The organism is Cytobacillus sp. FSL W8-0315, from assembly GCF_038002905.1.
GTDB classification, from domain to species: domain Bacteria; phylum Bacillota; class Bacilli; order Bacillales; family Cytobacillaceae; genus Cytobacillus; species Cytobacillus pseudoceanisediminis.
In genome coordinates, this window is the sequence record NZ_JBBOOC010000001.1 from 3,342,791 (window position 1) to 3,361,410 (window position 18,620).

At 40.7% G+C, this 18,620-nt stretch carries 18 protein-coding genes; 11 read left to right on the forward strand and 7 right to left on the reverse strand.

Features of this window, described 5'->3' with window-relative positions; all coding sequences use genetic code 11:
• Positions 1-13 precede the first annotated feature (13 nt).
• Positions 14-898, reverse strand: coding sequence for a hydroxymethylglutaryl-CoA lyase (locus MKY20_RS17050; RefSeq protein WP_019383161.1), 885 nt, complete (start codon positions 896-898; stop codon positions 14-16).
• A complete protein-coding gene (locus MKY20_RS17055; RefSeq protein ID WP_009334426.1) occupies positions 895-1,566 on the reverse strand; it encodes a GntR family transcriptional regulator in 672 nt (223 codons plus the stop codon). The genes MKY20_RS17050 and MKY20_RS17055 overlap by 4 nt, the downstream gene beginning before the upstream one ends.
• Before the next feature lie 220 nt (positions 1,567-1,786).
• Between MKY20_RS17055 and MKY20_RS17060 the strand changes: the two genes are divergently transcribed.
• The 8 genes from MKY20_RS17060 to MKY20_RS17095 all read left to right on the forward strand — a co-directional run bounded on the left by MKY20_RS17060 (position 1,787) and on the right by MKY20_RS17095 (position 10,206).
• The gene (locus MKY20_RS17060; protein ID WP_009334427.1) at positions 1,787-2,989 is read left to right on the forward strand and encodes a CaiB/BaiF CoA transferase family protein; all 1,203 of its coding nucleotides are present in this window, start codon (positions 1,787-1,789) and stop codon (positions 2,987-2,989) included.
• A gap of 12 nt (positions 2,990-3,001) precedes the next feature.
• Positions 3,002-4,429 (forward strand): 3-isopropylmalate dehydratase large subunit, encoded by a 1,428-nt coding sequence (gene leuC / locus MKY20_RS17065; RefSeq protein WP_251267215.1) that lies wholly within the window; start codon positions 3,002-3,004, stop codon positions 4,427-4,429.
• Complete coding sequence (gene leuD / locus MKY20_RS17070) at positions 4,426-5,031, forward strand: 3-isopropylmalate dehydratase small subunit (RefSeq protein ID WP_341002076.1); 606 nt, start codon at positions 4,426-4,428, stop codon at positions 5,029-5,031. Before leuC ends, leuD begins: the two co-directional genes overlap by 4 nt.
• Before the next feature lie 26 nt (positions 5,032-5,057).
• Positions 5,058-5,318, forward strand: a complete 261-nt coding sequence (locus tag MKY20_RS17075) for a hypothetical protein (RefSeq protein WP_019383158.1) — start codon at positions 5,058-5,060, stop codon at positions 5,316-5,318.
• Complete coding sequence (locus tag MKY20_RS17080) at positions 5,315-6,823, forward strand: sodium:solute symporter family protein (protein ID WP_009334431.1); 1,509 nt, start codon at positions 5,315-5,317, stop codon at positions 6,821-6,823. The genes MKY20_RS17075 and MKY20_RS17080 overlap by 4 nt, the downstream gene beginning before the upstream one ends.
• A 24-nt stretch (positions 6,824-6,847) precedes the next feature.
• Positions 6,848-8,095 carry an MFS transporter gene (locus MKY20_RS17085; RefSeq protein ID WP_009334432.1) on the forward strand — a complete coding sequence of 416 codons (1,248 nt, stop codon included), beginning with the start codon at positions 6,848-6,850 and terminating at the stop codon, positions 8,093-8,095.
• A gap of 20 nt (positions 8,096-8,115) precedes the next feature.
• A complete protein-coding gene (locus MKY20_RS17090) occupies positions 8,116-8,712 on the forward strand; it encodes a flavin reductase family protein (RefSeq protein ID WP_009334433.1) in 597 nt (198 codons plus the stop codon).
• Positions 8,713-8,835: 123 nt separating this feature from the next.
• Positions 8,836-10,206, forward strand: a complete 1,371-nt coding sequence (locus tag MKY20_RS17095; RefSeq protein WP_009334434.1) for an aldehyde dehydrogenase — start codon at positions 8,836-8,838, stop codon at positions 10,204-10,206.
• Between the two features lie 263 nt (positions 10,207-10,469).
• On the opposite strand, the gene MKY20_RS17100 is transcribed toward MKY20_RS17095, so the two are convergent.
• Positions 10,470-10,649, reverse strand: a complete 180-nt coding sequence (locus MKY20_RS17100; protein ID WP_009334435.1) for a type II toxin-antitoxin system SpoIISB family antitoxin — start codon at positions 10,647-10,649, stop codon at positions 10,470-10,472.
• The gene (locus MKY20_RS17105; protein ID WP_009334436.1) at positions 10,630-11,394 is read right to left on the reverse strand and encodes a type II toxin-antitoxin system SpoIISA family toxin; all 765 of its coding nucleotides are present in this window, start codon (positions 11,392-11,394) and stop codon (positions 10,630-10,632) included. The genes MKY20_RS17100 and MKY20_RS17105 overlap by 20 nt, the downstream gene beginning before the upstream one ends.
• Before the next feature lie 393 nt (positions 11,395-11,787).
• Here MKY20_RS17105 and MKY20_RS17110 point away from each other — a divergent pair, with 393 nt between their 5' ends.
• Entirely contained in the window at positions 11,788-12,492 is a 705-nt protein-coding gene (locus MKY20_RS17110) for a CsxC family protein (RefSeq protein WP_009334437.1), read from the forward strand.
• 377 nt (positions 12,493-12,869) lie between these two features.
• On the opposite strand, the gene MKY20_RS17115 is transcribed toward MKY20_RS17110, so the two are convergent.
• Entirely contained in the window at positions 12,870-13,091 is a 222-nt protein-coding gene (locus MKY20_RS17115) for a hypothetical protein (protein WP_019381059.1), read from the reverse strand.
• 114 nt (positions 13,092-13,205) lie between these two features.
• Between MKY20_RS17115 and MKY20_RS17120 the strand changes: the two genes are divergently transcribed.
• Positions 13,206-13,928, forward strand: coding sequence for a CsxC family protein (locus MKY20_RS17120; RefSeq protein ID WP_009334438.1), 723 nt, complete (start codon positions 13,206-13,208; stop codon positions 13,926-13,928).
• 132 nt (positions 13,929-14,060) lie between these two features.
• Here MKY20_RS17120 and MKY20_RS17125 read toward each other — a convergent pair whose 3' ends face one another.
• Together MKY20_RS17125 and MKY20_RS17130 are read right to left on the reverse strand one after the other, a co-directional pair.
• On the reverse strand, positions 14,061-16,127 hold the full coding sequence (locus MKY20_RS17125) for a hypothetical protein (RefSeq protein ID WP_341002085.1): 2,067 nt from the start codon (positions 16,125-16,127) through the stop codon (positions 14,061-14,063).
• Between the two features lie 192 nt (positions 16,128-16,319).
• Positions 16,320-17,096, reverse strand: coding sequence for a CsxC family protein (locus MKY20_RS17130; protein WP_019381057.1), 777 nt, complete (start codon positions 17,094-17,096; stop codon positions 16,320-16,322).
• A gap of 333 nt (positions 17,097-17,429) precedes the next feature.
• Between MKY20_RS17130 and MKY20_RS17135 the strand changes: the two genes are divergently transcribed.
• Positions 17,430-18,617, forward strand: coding sequence for a ParM/StbA family protein (locus MKY20_RS17135; protein WP_019381056.1), 1,188 nt, complete (start codon positions 17,430-17,432; stop codon positions 18,615-18,617).
• Positions 18,618-18,620: the final 3 nt, after the last annotated feature.

Genomic DNA, 18,620 nt, shown 5'->3' on the forward strand with positions numbered 1-18,620 from the left:
GCTTTTCCCGCAATTAAGCTATTCCCGCCTTCATCAACATCCCATCAAGCGGCCGTTCCATCACTGTTTCCATCCACTTTGCTGTTTCCAGTACTGAAGGAAGGTCTGTCCCTGTATTAACACCCATTCCGTGGAACATATTGATCATATCTTCTGTACAAACATTTCCGACTGCTTTTGGGGCAAATGGACATCCGCCAAGCCCGGCAATGGAGGAATCAAAGCGGCGGACACCTGCCTGATATCCCGCCAAAACATTTGCCAGTCCCAAACCGCGTGTATTATGGAAATGGAGGCCAAGCGAAAGGTCCTTTCCAAAGGCATCAAAAAATGACTCTGCTATTTTTTGGACCTGGATGGGATTAGCCATACCCGTTGTATCAGCGAGGGTGATTTCCGTACAGCCGGCTTCTATAAATCTCTCTGCCACTTTCAGCACGTTTTCCAAAGGTACATCACCTTCAAAAGGGCATCCGAATGCCGTTCCCAACACCCCTGCCACACCCTTTCCTGATGCAGTTCCTTCCTTAATCACTAAAGAGAGCTCCCCAACAGCCTGCTCTACAGTCCTTTTCACATTCCGTAAATTGAATGAATCACTTGTTGTTGTAACAACATGAAGAAAATCCACATCGGTCTTGAGTGCCCGTTCAAGCCCTGAGCGGCTTAACACCAGACCGCCGAACCGGACGCCATTTCTTTTAGGAAGCGATTTCAAAACTTCCTCTGCATCAGCCATGGGAGGAACAACCTTCGGATTGACAAAAGAAACAGCTTCTATATTGCGGATGCCGGAATCAATTAATCTTGTAATCAAATCAACTTTTGTTTCCGTTGGAACAATTTTGCACTCATTTTGCAATCCATCGCGCGGACCAACTTCACAAATTTCAATCATTTTACTTCCTCCTTTAGCAGATGAATGTTTTTAATTTGTTCCAGGTGCTTCAAAACATGATCACGGCCTTGATAAATATGCTCATGCATGGCAATGCGGGCACGCTCGGGTTCCCGATTTTTGATTGCTTCCAAAATGGTTTTATGTACCTCTAGGGATTGTTTAAGCTGAAAGCTGTTATACCAATAGAAGGATCTGAACACGATTGGAACCACGACAACCTTTGAAATATGGAAATGTATATGCTCATTTTTTGAAGCAGCCACTATCGTTTCATGAAACTTCTGGTTTACCTGAACAATATCTTTCAGGCTGTCCATATCAGATTCCACATATCGGCTAATGGCTTCTTCATATAAAATATTAGCTCTTTCCATTTCCAGCAGATCATTTTCTGTCCGGTGTATCGCCGCCTGACTGGCAGCGTACCCTTCCAGAAGAGTGCGCAGGTCATAGATTTGCCGGATATCATCTTTTGTAAAATGCCTTACGCTGACACCGCGCTTTAATGGAATGACGAGGCCTTCTGCTTCAAGCTGCTTAATAGCCTCTCTAATAGGAGTGCGGCTAAGATTCATTTCTTTAGCCAATGATTCCTCAGCAAGCCGCATGCCAGGGACAAATTTCCCTTCAATAATGGCATCTCTAATAAATTCGTATGCATCCATATCAACACCTCAATTGTATTGTATACAAACAGAAGTATTATTACAACAAATATTCTGAATATTTATTATAAAACATGATTATATAAGGCTTTTTAATGAAATTTCAGAAAAATAATAAAATTTACATTGACTTATTGTATACAAACAATTAAATTTGTATACAAGATTAAGAAAATTAAAACTTAACAGTGCATTCAAGAAATATCAGGGAGGGAAATCCATGTCAGAAAAACAGCTTCCACTGGAAGATATCAGAGTCATCGAGCTGGGCACGCTTTTAGCAGGACCATTCTCCGGACGGCTTCTAGGTGACTTCGGTGCTGAAATTATTAAAGTCGAGCCTCCGGGTAAATCAGATCCCATGAGAAATTGGGGAAAATCAAAAGATGGAATAGGGCTTTGGTGGCCTATTCAATCGCGGAATAAAAAATCGATTTCGTTAAATCTCAGGGAGGAAGAAGGACAGCAGGTTTTAAGGGAGCTTATTAAAGAAGCCGATGTTGTCATTGAGAATTTCCGCCCGGGGACAATGGAAAAATGGAATCTATCCTATGAAGCACTTTCCGAAATCAACCCTAAATTAATCATGGTACGGACTTCGGGCTATGGACAGACAGGACCCTATAAGCATCGAGCAGGATTTGGCAGCGTCGGTGAAGCAATGGGCGGGCTCAGAAATGTAACCGGTTTCCCTGACAGGCCGCCATCAAGAATTGGTGTATCAATGGGTGATACGCTGGCTGCACTTTTTGCTACAATTGGCTGTCTTGTTGCATTACACGAGAGGGAGCGCTCCGGAAAGGGACAGGTTGTCGATACGGCCCTCTATGAATCTGTATTCTCCGTAATGGAAAGCATTATTCCGGATTATCTTTTAGCAGGATACATAAGGGAAAGGATGGGCAATATCCTGCCAGGTGTAGCTCCCTCCAACATTTACTTCACGCAGGACAAAACTTACATCGTTATAGGAGCCAATGCAGATGGAGTGTTCCGCAGGTTATGCGAGGCCATGGAGCAGCCGGAATTGGCAGATGACACAAGATTCGCGACCCACCATGCAAGAGGAGAAAACATGAAGCTTCTTGATTCCATGATCGAGGAATGGACAAAGACTCTCCCTGCTAAAGAAGCGCTTAAAATTCTTGAAGATAAGGGCGTTCCATCAGGGCTCATTTATACAGCTAAAGATATTCTGGAAGATCCGCATTATAAGGAACGCGACATGATTATTAAAGTAGATCATCCGCAGCTGGGAGAATTCCCGATGCCTGGCATTGTGCCAAAATTAAGCAGGACACCAGGGGAAGTGAAGCATGCCGGCCCGGAAGAAATGGGCAAGCATAATCATGAAATATACACTGGCCTTCTTGGGTTCGATGAAGAGAGATTAGAAGAATTGAAGAAAAATAATATCATTTAGGAGGGCTTCAAAATGGGGCGGACCTTATATGGGAAAATCTGGGAAAAACATGTAGTCGTGGATGAACAGGATCAGCCTTCCCTTTTGTACATTGATCTTCATTTAGTGCATGAGGTCACATCACCACAGGCATTTGAAGGCTTAAGAATTAAGAATCGCAAAGTGAGAAGGCCGGATCTGACTGTGGCTACCATGGATCACAGCATCCCAACAACCGACCGTTCTCTTCCTTTTAAAGACCAAATCGCCAAAAAGCAAGTTGACGCTCTGGCAAACAACTGCAGGGAGTTTGGCATACAGCTTTTTGACCTGGATAGCCGAAATCAGGGTATTGTACACGTCATTGCCCCGGAGCTTGGCTTAACACAGCCCGGGATGACCATTGTCTGCGGTGACAGCCATACCTCTACACATGGAGCTTTCGGGGCACTTGCCTTTGGCATTGGCACAAGTGAAGTAGAACATGTCCTTGCCACTCAGACATTAAAGCAATTTAAATCCAAAACATTAGCCATAAATATACATGGTACTTTGCCGCAAGGAACTACTGCCAAAGATCTTATACTTTCAATCATTGGAAAGTATGGCCACGATTTTGCTACTGGCTATGTTGTGGAGTATCGCGGTGAAGCGATTCGTAATTTAACAATGGAAGAGCGAATGACCATTTGCAATATGAGCATTGAAATGGGAGCAAGGGCAGGACTGATTCAGCCTGACGAAAAAACCTTCAATTATTTGAAAGGGAAACAAGCAGTTCCTGATGGAATGGAGTGGGAAGAGGCTCTTGCAGAATGGAAGAAATATTATACTGACGAAGATGCCGAATTTGATCTGACTGCTGACTTTAATGCAGATGAAATAATCCCGCAGGTTACCTGGGGGACAAATCCAGGCCAGGTGGCAGGTATTACAGAAGTTATACCGCTAATGGAAGATCTGCCTGCAGATCAAATAGGACCAGCTAAAAAAGCATTAAAGTACATGGGCCTTCAGCCAGGAACACCCATTACAGAAATAGGAATCAATAAAGTCTTTATCGGCTCCTGTACAAACAGCCGAATAGAAGATCTTCGAAAAGCGGCAAAAATCGTAAACGGTTACAAAGTTGCTGAACAGGTGGAAGCGCTAGTTGTTCCTGGTTCACAGCTTGTAAAAATGCAGGCAGAAGCTGAAGGTCTAGATCAAATTTTTATCAGCGCCGGTTTTCAATGGAGAGAAGCAGGATGCAGCATGTGCCTCGGTATGAATGAGGATTTGGTTCTTCCGGAAGAACGCTGTGCATCGACCTCCAACCGGAATTTTGAAGGCAGGCAGGGAAGAAATGCGAGGACCCATTTGGTCAGTCCTGAAATGGCTGCTGCTGCAGCGATTGCCGGCCGGTTTATTGATGTAAGGGAGTGGCCTGTTAAATATAGCAAGGAGGTCAGTGTACAATGAAGTCTTTTACCAGATTTACAGGCATAGTTGCTCCGCTTGATACTGCAAATGTTGATACAGATGCCATCATTCCAAAACAGTTTTTAAAAAGAATCGAAAGAACTGGGTTTGGCGAATTCCTCTTCTACGAATGGCGATACGAAGATGGCAGGGAAAAACCGGATTTCATTCTAAATCGGGAACCTTACCGGAATGCACCGATTCTGCTGGCAAGGAAAAACTTTGGCTGCGGCTCATCCAGAGAGCACGCACCCTGGGCGATTGCAGAATATGGGATTAGAGTGATCCTGGCATCATCATTCGCAGATATTTTCTATAATAATTGTTTTAAAAATGGCATCCTGCCAATAGTCTTGCCTGAAAAGGATATTGAAGTTTTGTTTCAAAAAAGCAATGAATCACCTGGTTATCAGCTGAGCGTAGATTTAGAGAATCAAAGAATTGAGGACTCCTTCGGGTACATGGTCGAATTCGATATCGTTTCTTATCGAAAAGATCAGCTGTTAAAGGGGCTGGACGAAATCGGGGCAACGCTTCAATCAGCTGAATTAATTGACTCCTATGAATCGGCACATAATATTTTCTATAAGCTGGAGGTTTAAAATTTCAGCAAAAGGGAGGAAGCCATATGGAAAACAGAACGATAAAAGAACCTATTCGAAAAAAATGGATTTGGATAGTCCTCGCCATCATTACACTTGGAGTAGTACCCTGGTATTTTCCGGATGCAGCAGCTGAGCCCTATATTCTAGGGTTTCCGTTATGGGCATTTATTTCGACAGCTTTTTCCATTATCATGTGCGGATATTTAAGCTGGCTTTGTGTGAATGAGTGGAATATCGTAGAGGAACAGGAAGAAGCCGAAAAAGCAAAGGGGGATAAATCATGAATGATTTAGCTTTTGCAGGCACAGATGGGATCATTATTTTATCAGCCTTTGCCATAATCATGCTGTTAATTGGATACTTATCGGGCAGAGGTGAGAAGAACCTTCATCACAGTCTTTCAGGGTACTATCTTGCCGGAAGGAATCTCGGTTTTATCGCACTCTTTTTCACCTTATATGCGACGCAATATAGCGGGAATACCATTGTCGGATATGCCCCAACAGCATATAGGACAGGTTTCTCGTGGATTCAGTCCATTTCATTTATGACAATCATTATCGGAATCTATTTACTGTTTGCACCAAGATTATATGTCATTGCAAAGAAAAGAAACTTTGTTACACCTACTGACTGGATCGATCACCGCTTCAAATCGAAAGCAGTCACATTGCTTAGTATTTTTCTTATGCTTTGGGGGCTTGGAAACTATCTTTTAGAACAGCTTGTAGCAATCGGCCAGGCTGTATCAGGGATGACAGGCGGAACAATCCCATACCAAATAGCTGTTATCGTCTTTGTAGCTGTTATGCTTGCCTATGAGTGGATGGGCGGAATGAAGGCAGTTGCTTTTACGGATGTTATGCAAGGTATTGTTCTTATGATCGGAATCATTGTCTTCCTCATCGGCGGCTTGTATCTCGTCGGAGGCAATTTTTCTGATGTTACAAGGTATGTAGCAGATCTGGAGCCTGCAAAAACGGCAGTCCCTCCAATGGAAGTGAATATCAACTGGCTGAGTATGCTCCTGCTTGTTGGACTGGGAGCAAGTATTTATCCGCATGCTGTTCAAAGAATATATTCTGCGCAAAGCGAGAAAACCCTGAAGAAATCATTTGCCCGCATGGCATGGATGCCGCCAATTACAACTGGGCTTGTATTTATGGTAGGCATTATTGGAATTATGCTTTTTCCTGGACTGGATAAGACTGGGTCTGAACAGCTCGTAGGACTGATGGCCAATGAGATCGCTGCCATTAATCCATTTTATTACTGGATTATGATCATCTTCTTTGGCGGGATTGTTGCTGCCATTATTTCTACAGCCGACTCAGTTTTGCTCAGCTTTTCATCCATGCTCTCAAATGACGTATATGGAAAATTCATCAATCCTAAAGCAACTGAACATAAGAAGGTCATGGTCGGAAAAGTGTGCGGAATCATTGCCATCATCTTTCTTCTGTGGATTGCCTGGAATCCACCGGGAACGCTATATGAAATTTTCGTCCTAAAATTCGAATTGCTTGTTCAGGTTTTCCCGGCTTTTGTACTGGGCTTATATTGGCAGCGTTTATCAGGAAAGGCTGTCTTCTGGGGGATGCTGGCAGGCGCTATATTAGCAGGATTGCTTACTCTTACAGGCTATAAAACCATCTATGGAATTCACGGCGGCGTCATTGGATTAGGATTGAACTTCTTTATCTGTATTGCAGGTTCTCTATTAGGTCCTGCTGTTTCAAAGAGCAAAGTTCTGGAGGAAGATTTGTCTGCACTCAATTTAAAGGCATAAAAGCCAAAAAAGAGATGATAAATTATGAGTAATTCACTGGCAGAAAAGCAATTTGCCATCAATGAAAATCCATGGAAAATGCTATTATTTCTTCTGCTGGCACAGCTGATGGTAGCATTTGTTGGCAGAAGCATTGGACCCTTGGGAGTTTTAATCGGGGAGGATCTTTCCCTGACCAAGTCGCAAATCGGCATGCTCCCGGCGGCTCTCTTTTTGGGCCAGGCGATCATTTCAGTTCCAGCCGGCTTTCTGACTGACCTTGCAGGATCCCGTAAATTATTGGTCCTGGCGTCGGCCTTAATGGGGTTAGGCTTTCTGTTCATGACATTGCTTCATGATTTCTGGCTTGTCCTGTTATTAATTGTTATCGGCGGAATTGGGTATGGATCCATGCACCCGATCACAAATAGAGGCATCATTTATTGGTTCCCGCTCAAACAGCGGGGCACAGCAATGGGAATAAAACAAACTGGCATCACAGCAGGATCAGCTCTGGCCAGTTTGATACTGCTTCCGCTTAGTGTAACTTTTGGCTGGAGATTTGTACTTCTTACGGCTTGCCTTCTATTATTGGCGGGCGGCTTCGTCTCCTATCATTTTTACCGGGATCCGCCTGAATTGGAGCAAGCGAAAGGCAGCAGCATGAGTTTGCTCCAATTTTACAAATCAATGTTTAAAATGTTTAAAAATAAAGCTTTGATGCTGATAAGCTTTAGTGCTCTCGGTTTGAATGGCACACAAATGTGCTTAAATACGTATATTGTTTTATTTGCCTATGAACAGCTGAATATTTCCATCTTTTTATCAGGTATTCTCCTGGTTATATCTGAAATATCCGGAACTATTGGCAGGGTTGCCTGGGGAATCATTAGCGACAGGCTATTTGAAGGAAAGCGTGTTGTGATCCTAATGATCATTACCATAATGACCGCTTTGGCCAGTACGTCAGCTGCGGTCATTACTTCAGCCCCTTTTTGGGTAATGGCTCCCATTACAGCTCTCTTTGGATTTGCAGCTTCAGGCTTCAATGGAATCTGGATGAATCTTGCAAGTGAATTGGTGCCGAAAGAACAAGCTGGCATCTCAAGCGGGATCAGTATCACTCTAGGGTCAGCCGGGGCCATTATCATTCCGCCATTATTTGGTTTAATCGTGGATCAGACGGGGCAATTTTCTTCCGGGTGGTTTTTAATCACAGGTATGATGTTTATAGTTTTTACTTTACTGACAACATTAATGATTATGAATAAAAAGAATAACTTTGTTATTTAAAAATGGAAGGAGTGATCCGAATGGAATTTAATCCCTCGGAACTTGGAGAAAAAGAAGTGTACAAATTATTAACCGGATCTGTCGTCCCAAGGCCGATTGCCTGGGTTTCCACAGTATCTGAGGATGGCAGCCAGAATCTCGCACCTTTCAGTTTTTTCAGTGTTGCTTCAAGAAATCCTCCTATGCTCTGTTTTTCTATTGGTCCCGGGGTTGGCGAGAGGGAAGGTACAGAAAAAGATACATTGGTCAATATCCGGGCGACAAAAGAGTTTGTCATCAATGTAGTTCCCGCGCCATTAGGAAACCAAATGCAAAAAAGTGCAGAGAATCTCCCGAGTAATGCTGATGAGTTTGAAACAGCAGGGCTTTCCGCTGCTGAAAGTCATTTAGTCGCCCCTAAGAGGGTAAAAGAAGCACCAATCCATATGGAATGCAAACTCGAACAAATTATTAAGCTGGGAAGCGATCACCTTATTATTGGGAGAATGGTACATTATCATATTGACGATGATTACTACCTCGGTAATTATAAAGTGAATTTAGAAAAACTGCAGCCTCTTGGAAGGCTGGCAGGAAACTATAGTGAAAGCAGTGAATTCTTCAAGCTGCCGAGATAAATTTTCAAAAGCCGGACCTTATGGCCGGCATTTTTTTTGCAATGGGAGTATACCTATTTATGTATTTCCTCCAGCCAAGATGATAATATAACCTTAAAACATAGCCCCATCTGGAGGTATTCCATGGAAAACTACGCGGATCTCATTCAAAAACAAAGAAATTTCTTCACCCAGGGTAAAACAAAGGATGTCACATTCCGAATGGAAGCGCTCGGCAAGCTTCGTTCGGTCATTAAGCAGCATGAGCAGGAATTGATGGATGCGTTAAAGGCGGATCTCAATAAAAGTGAGTTCGATGCGTACTTGACTGAGATTGGAATCCTCCTGGAGGAAATCCGTTTTACCTTGAAACATTTAAAAAAATGGGCCAAACCCAGAAAAGTGAAGTCATCGATTGCACAATTCGGTTCGAAAAGCTGCATATATCCTGAACCATATGGAGTTGCGCTAATCATAGCTCCTTGGAATTATCCTTTCCAGCTGGCGATTGCACCCCTGATCGGAGCGATAGCCGCAGGGAATTGCGCCATCCTGAAGCCATCGGAATTGACCCCGCAGACTTCGGCATTGCTTTCAAAAATGATCAGCAATCATTTCCCTCAAGAATTTATTTCAGTTGTTGAAGGCGGCGCAGCAACAAGCACAGCCCTATTAAATGAAAAGGTCGATTATATTTTCTTCACAGGCAGTGTCCCTGTCGGAAAAATCATCATGGAAGCAGCATCCAGGCACCTTACTCCTGTTACCCTTGAATTGGGAGGGAAGAGCCCGTGCATCGTGCATGAAGATGCCAACTTGAAACTTGCTGCGAAGAGAATTGCCTGGGGAAAATATATTAATGCCGGCCAAACTTGTGTGGCTCCGGATTATATTTATGTTCACAGCAGAATTAAAGATGAATTCCTGAAAGAATTAAAACAATCTATTCAGGAGCTTTATGGAAAGAACCCGATTGCATCCGGCCAATTCACGAGAATCGTCAGTGAGAAGCACTTCAGCCGTCTCACCAAATTTTTAACCGATGGCACCACTGTTCACGGGGGAAGGCATGATTGGAGCTCTCTCACCATAGAACCAACTGTACTTGGGGATATTACATGGGCTGATGAGGTCATGCAGGATGAAATATTTGGACCAATTCTGCCGGTGCTGGAATATGATGACTTGTCCGGAATGATTTCAGAGGTTACAGCACGCCCGAAACCTTTAGCGCTATATATCTTCACTGAAAGTGAGGATGTCCAAAACCAGATTCTAAGCAGCATTTCCTTTGGAGGGGGATGCATTAATGATACCGTTTATCATCTTAGTTCACCGTATCTGCCTTTCGGGGGAGTAGGGGAGAGCGGGATTGGAGCTTATCATGGCAAGGGAAGCTTTGATGTGTTCTCACATGAAAAAAGCATACTGAAGCAAACCACCAAATTCGATTTGCCATTCCGATATCCGACTACAAAAGATGCATTGAAAAAAGTGAAGCTTTTTATAAAATAACCGTCTTATTTTGCAAGGCGGTTTTTTTATGCATTATTTTTCGGAGGTTTGAGCCCCTTGTTTAAATCCTGTATGGCGGCCTCTGTTTTTTTTGAGAGGTTTTTGGTATATGGTGAAACCGAGAATGTAGGGAAGTTAATATTTTTCACTTTCTTGGTCAGTTTTTTCATTGGAATCAGCCCTTTTTATCTTTATTATATGTCCCCTTCAATTGAACATGAATAGGGCGCGGAAGAAATTTCCTTCCACGCCATATAGTATGCTCAAGCCTTTGTTTTGGTATAAACGCTTATTAATCTTTTGTTCTTTTTTAATATCCGTTCGGTGTGGGGACTTACTTCAAATCCCGGAAGGCTGATCCGGGATTTTTTTTTGAGCGTTTTCATAGTGTTTTTAGAATGTATCTCATGATTCTCCGTTTTTTTATCCGCTGGATCCTTCATGGTCTTCGTCCTCCTGTTCGGCAGGGAGCATTAGATCGTATATTGAAATGAGTGAAGTGAAAAGCAAGTAGTCGAATTCTGTAACAAATTGATCGGAGGTAAGTTTAATTACATAGTCATCTTCAAGAATGGAAAAAGGAATCAGCGCCAGCTTTTCTTCAGCATCATAATACACTTCTCTGCGGTCCAGACGGCTATGAATCAAAGCTTTATCAGTGTAGTGCTCAAGCAGATAGTCCTTTTCTTCCTCTGTTGTGTATTTGCATAAGGATATCTTCATATCCACTTTTTCCGCAAAGTCCGCCAGAAGTTTTTCAATGCCGGCGAGATATGCTTCCTTGTTTCCATAATAAATCTCAATGGGCTCATTTTTCAATAAATACTGAAACGATTTTAGCTTATTCATGTGTGAATTCAGCAAATCACTGTTTTCTTCGAGCAATTCCCTTGTGTCAGTAGCCAACTCGTTATTTCCAACTCTTTTCAGATAGGAACCCAGAAAAACAAAGGCATCAACCAGAGCAAATATAACCGCGACAATGAGGTAGTTCTGCCAATCAGTAAAAATGGAATCTGGTTTGTTCGTCCAATAAACTACTGCACCAAGTACATAAATGATATACCAGGTTTTCCGAATGACGGGCATTCTTTCTTTTACTTTCTTTTCCCACAACCAGACAGAAATAACATAAAAACCGAGACAAGCGACAATAATCCAAACTGCAACCTTGAAGAATATCAGCAAAAAAATCGCCTCGTCCACTCAATATTTAGTTAGAATATTCGCATATTTATTCTTGAATCCATTATACCAGAAAATATGCCAATAATTTGAATTTAAAAAAAGGAATAAGAAAAAACATGATAAAATACCTAACTGGCGTCAGGCGAGATTGCATTAGTGCAGGTATAACTTCTTTTATTTGGAGAATATGATCTTTAATTACGAAAAGTAATCTTCTCCGCATTTGCTTATTTTTTTATAGAACGACAAATTGATTAATTATCCTACTATACTTGTCCATTCCAAGTCATCATTCATACATATATATATAGTAAGTCAAATGAAAGCAGACTTATGGAATCATTTAAAGCTTGTTTGTATTTGGCTGAATAATCTTTATAAGGAGTGTAAAATATGAGAAAAAACCATGGTTGTAGCAGTGGCAAAGGCCATTCTTCAAGAAAATGTCCACCAATGCCAGCATGCGATACAGCTAAATCACATGATCATTTTTGCGAAGTTTCAGGTGACGTAGTAGCAGGTACAGAAGTGGATGTTGTTATCGGACAAGTCCCTATTCAAGCTCTTACTGAATCCGAAATTCATCTTCCTGATTATGCCTCAGATATTAAAGTAATCAGAAAAAACATCTTTCTTACTCAATGCGAAGCGATTCCTTTTCGCCCTGCAGAGGGTACAACAACAACTGACGTAAAATTGTTTGTAGAAGGATATATTCATAAAAATATCCAATATGTTGAAGACTGTGACGGATATGTTAAAGACTATATGGTAAATGTTCCATTCAAGTGTTTCACTCGTGTAACTTTGCCTGTTGCTATTCCGATTCCTGCTTTAAGTTCAAAGAATAGTGATGCCAGAGAAATTAGAGAATTGGCCAAAGACGGTATGGGCGCTAACCGCTGTACTTTTGGTTCCAATACTTTTGAATTCTTGAATGAGCCTATTCGCTGTAAATTGGTAAGCTGGAATTTAACTGAAGCTAACTTTTTAAGTAACTTTGATAAATGGGGAAGATTCAACAAAATTACTGAAAAAGATGATATTAATCTTGTACTCAGATTATCGCAGACTCAATTTACTGCAAATGGGGCTTAATTGCAGAGGTTGGTCATAAACTTATAAAGAAAAAGGCACCGATTTCCGGTGTCTTTTTTCTTTGAAGGACTGCGGGATATATCTGGTAATTGCTAACTAATGATTAGCTAAAAAAAGGGAAACGGTCTTTTTTGGAGTTACCCCCATTTTAAATAGCTTCCGGTGATAATCAACTGTTAAGTCAGCTTTCCACAATTATTCTCAAGCCCTCATCTTTCGATAAATCTCCATACCTGAGTAACCAGGATCGTTTTCAATTTACAAGTAATATCATACAAAGGTTGCTGATAGTATTCTATACCTAATCGAGTTATTTTCACATAATGGAAGCGGCAATTCAGGGTCACAAATCGCATCCAGCTTGATGGACTCTCTATTTAAGATTGCTCTTCTAATGCTTTACGCCGTTTATCCTCATGGAACATAATATTAATAGAGAAGGGAAGGAGAAAGATATGGCGGCGTGTGTGGAAATGGACATATGTTTGACGCTCGATTGTTAGGAGTGAAATAAGATGTGAAAAATCAGCCTTCTCCGCATATGCTGTTTTTATTGCAAAAATGATAAATTGATTATTTGACCTAATGAACTTGTCCATTCAAATCCATTACTCCTTACATATATAAGTAGTAAGTCAGAAGATATTAAGCTTTCTGAAACAGAACAGAGCTTAATTGAATTTGACTAAATAAAATGATAAGGAGTTTATAATATGAAAAAAAATAATAGTTGCGGCTGTGGCAAAGGGCATTCTCATGGTAAATGTCCAGATATGCCAGTTTGCGATACAGCTAAATCACATGATCACTTTTGCGAAGTTTCAGGTGCGGTAGTAGCAGGTACAGAAGTAGATGTTGTAATCGGACAAGTCCCTATTCAAGCTCTTACTGAATCCGATATTCATCTTCCGGATTATGCATCAGAGATTAAAGTGATCAGAAAAAATATTTTCCTTACTCAATGTGAAGCCATTCCTCTTCGCCCTGCAGAGGGTACAACAACAACTGACGTAAAATTGTTTATAGAAGGATATATTCATAAAAATATCCAATATGTTGAAGACTGTGACGGATATGTTAAAGACTATATGGTAAATGTTCCATTCAAGTGTTTCACTCGTGTAACTTTGCCTGTTGCTATTCCGATTCCTGCTTTAAGTTCAAAGAATAGTGATGCCAGAGAAATCAGGGAACTTGCAAAAGATGGTATGGGAGCTGACAGATGCACCTTTGGTTCCAATACGTTTGAGTTCCTGAATGAACCAATTCGCTGCAAATTAGTCAGCTGGAATTTAACAGAAGGCAACTTCTTAGCGAACTTTGATAAATGGGGTAAATTTAACAAATTTACTGAAAAAGATGACATTAACCTTGTAATCAGATTATCGCAGACTCAATTCACTGCAGCTCCCGCCCCAGTTACAGAGGAAGAGTAATAACTTAAAAGGAGAAAAGGTACCGATTACAGGTGCCTTTTTTCTATGAAAAGCAGACAGGGTAATCAGTTAACATGAATTGCTAAGAATGAGGCTGAAAAAAGGAAAGGGTCTCTTTTGAGATACCCTCTTTTAAATTTGTATAAATTGCTTCTGAAAAAAATCGACTGATAAAATAGCTTTACCCAGTATTTCTATACCCGCATCTCCCGATATATCTCCGTGCCAGAGAATATGGATTTTATTCAGGTTACATGTGATTTCCTCGGAAAATTGCTGAAAGTACTCTATATGGTAATCGTGTGCATTTCCATGTTGAAATATGAACTCATTTATACGCGAAGGAAGCGGTAATTCTGGAGTGCAAATCCAATCCAGCTTGATGGATTCATCTATTGAGAGTGGTATCCTGATGCTTTTCAACTGTTTATCAGCAGCGAACATAATATCAGCTATGAGTATCCCTTTAACAAAAACCGTTTGTGAGGGAAGAAGAACCTTACAGCTCAATGATTCTACTGACCATTCCATTTTAGTTATATGCTTTGCATGTATGTTCATTGGAAAGCAATCAAAGATTTGAACCTCCATATCTGTTTTGCCAATTAAAACAGGAAGTTTAACAATAACCCCTTTCCGGAAAGATTCTTTAGTAGATCGCGTGTTTTCTTCTATAATGCTGCTGGAAGAGGACTCCTCCAAATGATCATAGAGCCCATCACTGAATCGATTTGTACTTTCGCATTCGGCTGAAAATTCATTTTTGCTTACTTCTTCACTCCCAGATTCTGATGGGAGTAAAGTGGGTTCGGCCTTTTCAGAATTGGGAATTTCATTTGAAATAACATCTTGAAGCATAGCCGAAAAGTGTTCAAGCAAAGATGATACTTTATTATATTTCACTTCCTCTCTGTCATAAGGTGATTCGGATTCTCCGCATTCACTGGATGAGAAAAACTCCTCATTTAATAATTCAAGAAACTTATGATTACTATCAGATGACTCCTCCAATAAAGCCAAAAACCTCTCCTGTAGTGGTATTGTGTCTGCGCACTTCTCATCAAGTAAGCTACAGGCTTTTTTCAGAAGGAGGGAGAATTCTCCTTCATAACTGGATGACTCTTCACTGAAATTTCCTTGCCATTTAGGGTTAAGTGAATCTTCTAAAGTTGGATGTGAATCATCTGGTTCAAGTGAATCAACTTCAATTTTATGGCGGTCATAGTCCATGTTTTTATGATTATAGGAGGAAGATTCGCTATGGTTATAAGAGGCATCTAAAAGCAGCGCAAATGCTTCATCTTGACGGTAAGGAATGTTAACTGACTCATTATCCGAAGAAGAAGACTCTTCCAGCATCGCTGCAAAGTCCTCCTCAAAGAAATTCGCGGGTTCTGATAAAATATTGCCGTTTTTAGCAAGAGTACTTACTTCAAGTTTCCCATCTTCTGATTTAAATTTTTCCATTTCAAAGCCGAATGAGAGATCACCCGTGGATTCAGCTTTCTGGAGAGTCTCTGAGGATTCTAGCATACTGATAAATTCCTGAGTCAGGTCCGTGTCTTCTATTAGAGCATTATCATTTGGTAAATTTTCATGGTTTAATGATGATTTGCTTTCGTTTTCAGATTGTATCAATTCCTGATGAAAACGCATGATTGTTTCTTCAGCTTGAACTGCCTCAGAAGATGATATATTACCTTTTCTTTGAGTGGATTTTATATCGGTAAGAAAAATATTATGGTTAGTATACGTACTTGGTAAAGAAGGGGTCCAGCTCAGCATAGGTGAAAAGGGCGTCAGCATTTCATTTAGGTATTTAGGCAGTTTTAATTTTTTTTTCTTGACCATCCTTGCTTCTTCTTTGGCAGGTACAATATTCTCCCGTAAAGTCCCCTTATCAGATGTTTTTTCAGGCAGTATATTAGTTTGGCTTATTTGGCGGGCTTCCACTGCAGGAGGCGGTAAAATTAATGGAAATGATTTTGGTTTTTTTTCGGAAATAGACGTACCATATCCTTTTTGGTTTTCTTCAAAGTCCATTTCTTTTATAGGTTTTTCTAAATTTGGGCTTTTTGATTTATTTCTTGAAAGAAAGATTAACTGCTGATCCGACAAATTTTCTGATTCTGTATCAATACGAAAAATTCGGTTATATGCACTTCTCATATCACTCATCTTCTTAGGAAGGTGCTGCAAATTAAGAGCATCCTCACCAGTCCCCTCCTTACCATGAATCTAGAAAGCTTTATCAATTTTAATTAGGTTTATCAGTATACACTTATGGGCAGATGTCCGGGAGTCTTGTTAACACTGAGAGATTGTGGCAACTCCCGCGACGTTTTTAGAAATTAATGGCTTCTTCATGGGATTAACCGTACTAATATATTTTTAATCGCAGTCGTAACAGTCATCGTGATCATTCGTAGTTGAAGAAACTCGTATTTGCTGTTTTTGAAGGACTTTTATGACTAATTCTAAAACCATTTTTTCTTCCAATTTTGTGAAGACACCTTCACCAATCGGTGAGCAGTTAGGCAGAGGACGGCGATCTATCGCCTCATCCCATTCAATTATTCTGCTTGAAATCAGTTCACAGAAGGGCAATTTGTTGTAGTGCTGCATGCTCTCCTGATGAAATTTGGAAAGGTCATTCGATTGAAGCTCATCTTTTTCAGGAAACCCGCAGTGCATTGGCTTTGATACATGAAAATCGAAATTGTATCGCTTGTTTATTTCCGGCATGATTGGGCAGGTAAGGAATTTCTTTATTTCAGTAACGCATTGAAAAGGCACATCGACTGTATAAGAATGTATATCAGATGCTACACTTTTATCAGAATGCATTTCAATTTCTGGACAAGGGGCAGCATATTGAATATTTTTTCGAACGAATCCTTTGACAAATAACTGGTTTGCAGGGAGTAATAGCCTGCATTGTGTCAACTTTACTGATTTTTTTATATCTTTAATTTCTAATACAGGTTCCGGAAACTTTATAATGGCATTTACGTTTAGGTGGAGTGAAAGTTCAGCTAGCACTACAGGAACCTCAGCTGTGATTTTTCCAATACTTACATGAGGATGATGGAAGGTACTCTCACACTCACAGTTTTGAGCAGAAATCTGGCATTCCGCTATATCTCGATCTTTTTGTTCTTCTGACATTTGGGCTCCTCCTGAAATCATGATAATCCCATCCTATGCATGATAATCGTCTATGTTTGGGCGTTTACCTATAAAAATCGGAAGAACTGAAAATACGAAAAATGGGTATTTAGATTTTGTTATATATGGATGAGGCAAATGAGGATAAAGTGAAATCTTTTTCAGCGTTTTTTTTACACTGCTATTTAGTTCAGCTCAGCCATTTGAGTCCTTCAAATCCTCTGTTCCCTGCAATAAAGCTCTTACTGACTGTAAAACGAGATAAAAACTAAATAGTACGGGCACAATTGGACTTCTATCACGCATAAGATTCAAAAGGAGGAGTGAGGAGAAATGGATAGACACAATTTTCTTGCTGTAGATATCGGAAACAGCTGGTATAAGGCATTAGCTTCTGAAAATGGTATTCTGTCAGAATATCAAGTTCCAAATGCTATTGCTCTTTTTGATGAAGAATTTTACGAAAAGCCATACGATGATGATGATATAGTGTTTGAAGATAATTTAATTGTGGAGGTAAAGAGCCAGGCCGTTGTGGATAGAAGGGAAATTTTCTATATCGGAAAAGCAGCGGCTAAACAGCGGGACGTGAGCCTGACTGCATTCAATAACCAGAAAGTTGATGAAGATAGAACCTATTTGCTGCTGTTCGGCCTGGCAGGCTATCATGCAGTTCTTCAGCATCCGGAAGAAACAGAAATCACTTATTCTATTGATCAATTAGCTGTTTCTCTTCCGACAACACAGTATAAAGAAAGAAAAACCCGCCTAAAAGACAAACTGGCTGGAACACATACGATCATCTTTCATAAAGTTCCCGGGCTTTCTGAGCCTAAGGAGTTAACCGTTAAAGTTATAATCAATGATGTCATTGTCGGTGCAGAAGGTGCTTGTGCCTATTTGGGATTAACAAGAGATCAGGAAACTTTGGGAATCAAGGATGAAGAACTTGTTAAAGAATCACAAAAAGGGATTATCATCGGAGACCTTGGGGGAGACTCTGTCGACTTTGTCGGAATAAAAAATAATAAGCCTGTCGCATCTGTAGAGGGCGAGCCTTTCGGGATCAATCAGTTTCTTGATCACATCATTCAAAGGGTGAGTAAAAAGGAAATGTACCGATTTGACTCCCGTGCCGAACTGGAGGAAAAGTTGGCAGAAGGACCCGCAGGGTGGTATGTCGAGCCTTTTGCAGGGGTCAGAAAGGATATCAGCAAATACATTTTGCCGCAGCTGAAGTCAATGGCAATTAAATACCTGGAGCATTTTGATCGGGTGAGGAGCAGTTCATCAGAGATTAAAGGAGCTGTCCGTTATATTGCTGTTGGAGGAGCAGCCAAACTCGCCCAAAAGCAAATTCAGGAAGCTGCAGCAAAATGGTCGGATAGAGGAAGGCCAATTGAATTAACGTTTCCTGAAAATATGGAGAAATTAAATGTCCTTGGTCTTATGATTCTGGCAAAAATGAATCAGCTAAAAAGAGATAAAGGAAGTAATCATATTATGACAACCAAAGGTTAAGGA

Excerpts from the sequence above, each read along its gene's own strand:
- MKY20_RS17050 (WP_019383161.1), bottom strand. The coding sequence starts at position 898 with ATGATTGAAATTTGTGAAGTTGGTCCGCGCGATGGATTGCAAAATGAG.
- MKY20_RS17055 (WP_009334426.1), bottom strand. The coding sequence starts at position 1,566 with ATGGATGCATACGAATTTATTAGAGATGCCATTATTGAAGGGAAATTT.
- MKY20_RS17060 (WP_009334427.1), top strand. The coding sequence starts at position 1,787 with ATGTCAGAAAAACAGCTTCCACTGGAAGATATCAGAGTCATCGAGCTG.
- leuC (WP_251267215.1), top strand. The coding sequence starts at position 3,002 with ATGGGGCGGACCTTATATGGGAAAATCTGGGAAAAACATGTAGTCGTG.
- leuD (WP_341002076.1), top strand. The coding sequence starts at position 4,426 with ATGAAGTCTTTTACCAGATTTACAGGCATAGTTGCTCCGCTTGATACT.
- MKY20_RS17075 (WP_019383158.1), top strand. The coding sequence starts at position 5,058 with ATGGAAAACAGAACGATAAAAGAACCTATTCGAAAAAAATGGATTTGG.
- MKY20_RS17080 (WP_009334431.1), top strand. The coding sequence starts at position 5,315 with ATGAATGATTTAGCTTTTGCAGGCACAGATGGGATCATTATTTTATCA.
- MKY20_RS17085 (WP_009334432.1), top strand. The coding sequence starts at position 6,848 with ATGAGTAATTCACTGGCAGAAAAGCAATTTGCCATCAATGAAAATCCA.
- MKY20_RS17090 (WP_009334433.1), top strand. The coding sequence starts at position 8,116 with ATGGAATTTAATCCCTCGGAACTTGGAGAAAAAGAAGTGTACAAATTA.
- MKY20_RS17095 (WP_009334434.1), top strand. The coding sequence starts at position 8,836 with ATGGAAAACTACGCGGATCTCATTCAAAAACAAAGAAATTTCTTCACC.
- MKY20_RS17100 (WP_009334435.1), bottom strand. The coding sequence starts at position 10,649 with ATGAAGGATCCAGCGGATAAAAAAACGGAGAATCATGAGATACATTCT.
- MKY20_RS17110 (WP_009334437.1), top strand. The coding sequence starts at position 11,788 with ATGAGAAAAAACCATGGTTGTAGCAGTGGCAAAGGCCATTCTTCAAGA.
- MKY20_RS17115 (WP_019381059.1), bottom strand. The coding sequence starts at position 13,091 with ATGGACAAGTTCATTAGGTCAAATAATCAATTTATCATTTTTGCAATA.
- MKY20_RS17120 (WP_009334438.1), top strand. The coding sequence starts at position 13,206 with ATGAAAAAAAATAATAGTTGCGGCTGTGGCAAAGGGCATTCTCATGGT.
- MKY20_RS17130 (WP_019381057.1), bottom strand. The coding sequence starts at position 17,096 with ATGTCAGAAGAACAAAAAGATCGAGATATAGCGGAATGCCAGATTTCT.
- MKY20_RS17135 (WP_019381056.1), top strand. The coding sequence starts at position 17,430 with ATGGATAGACACAATTTTCTTGCTGTAGATATCGGAAACAGCTGGTAT.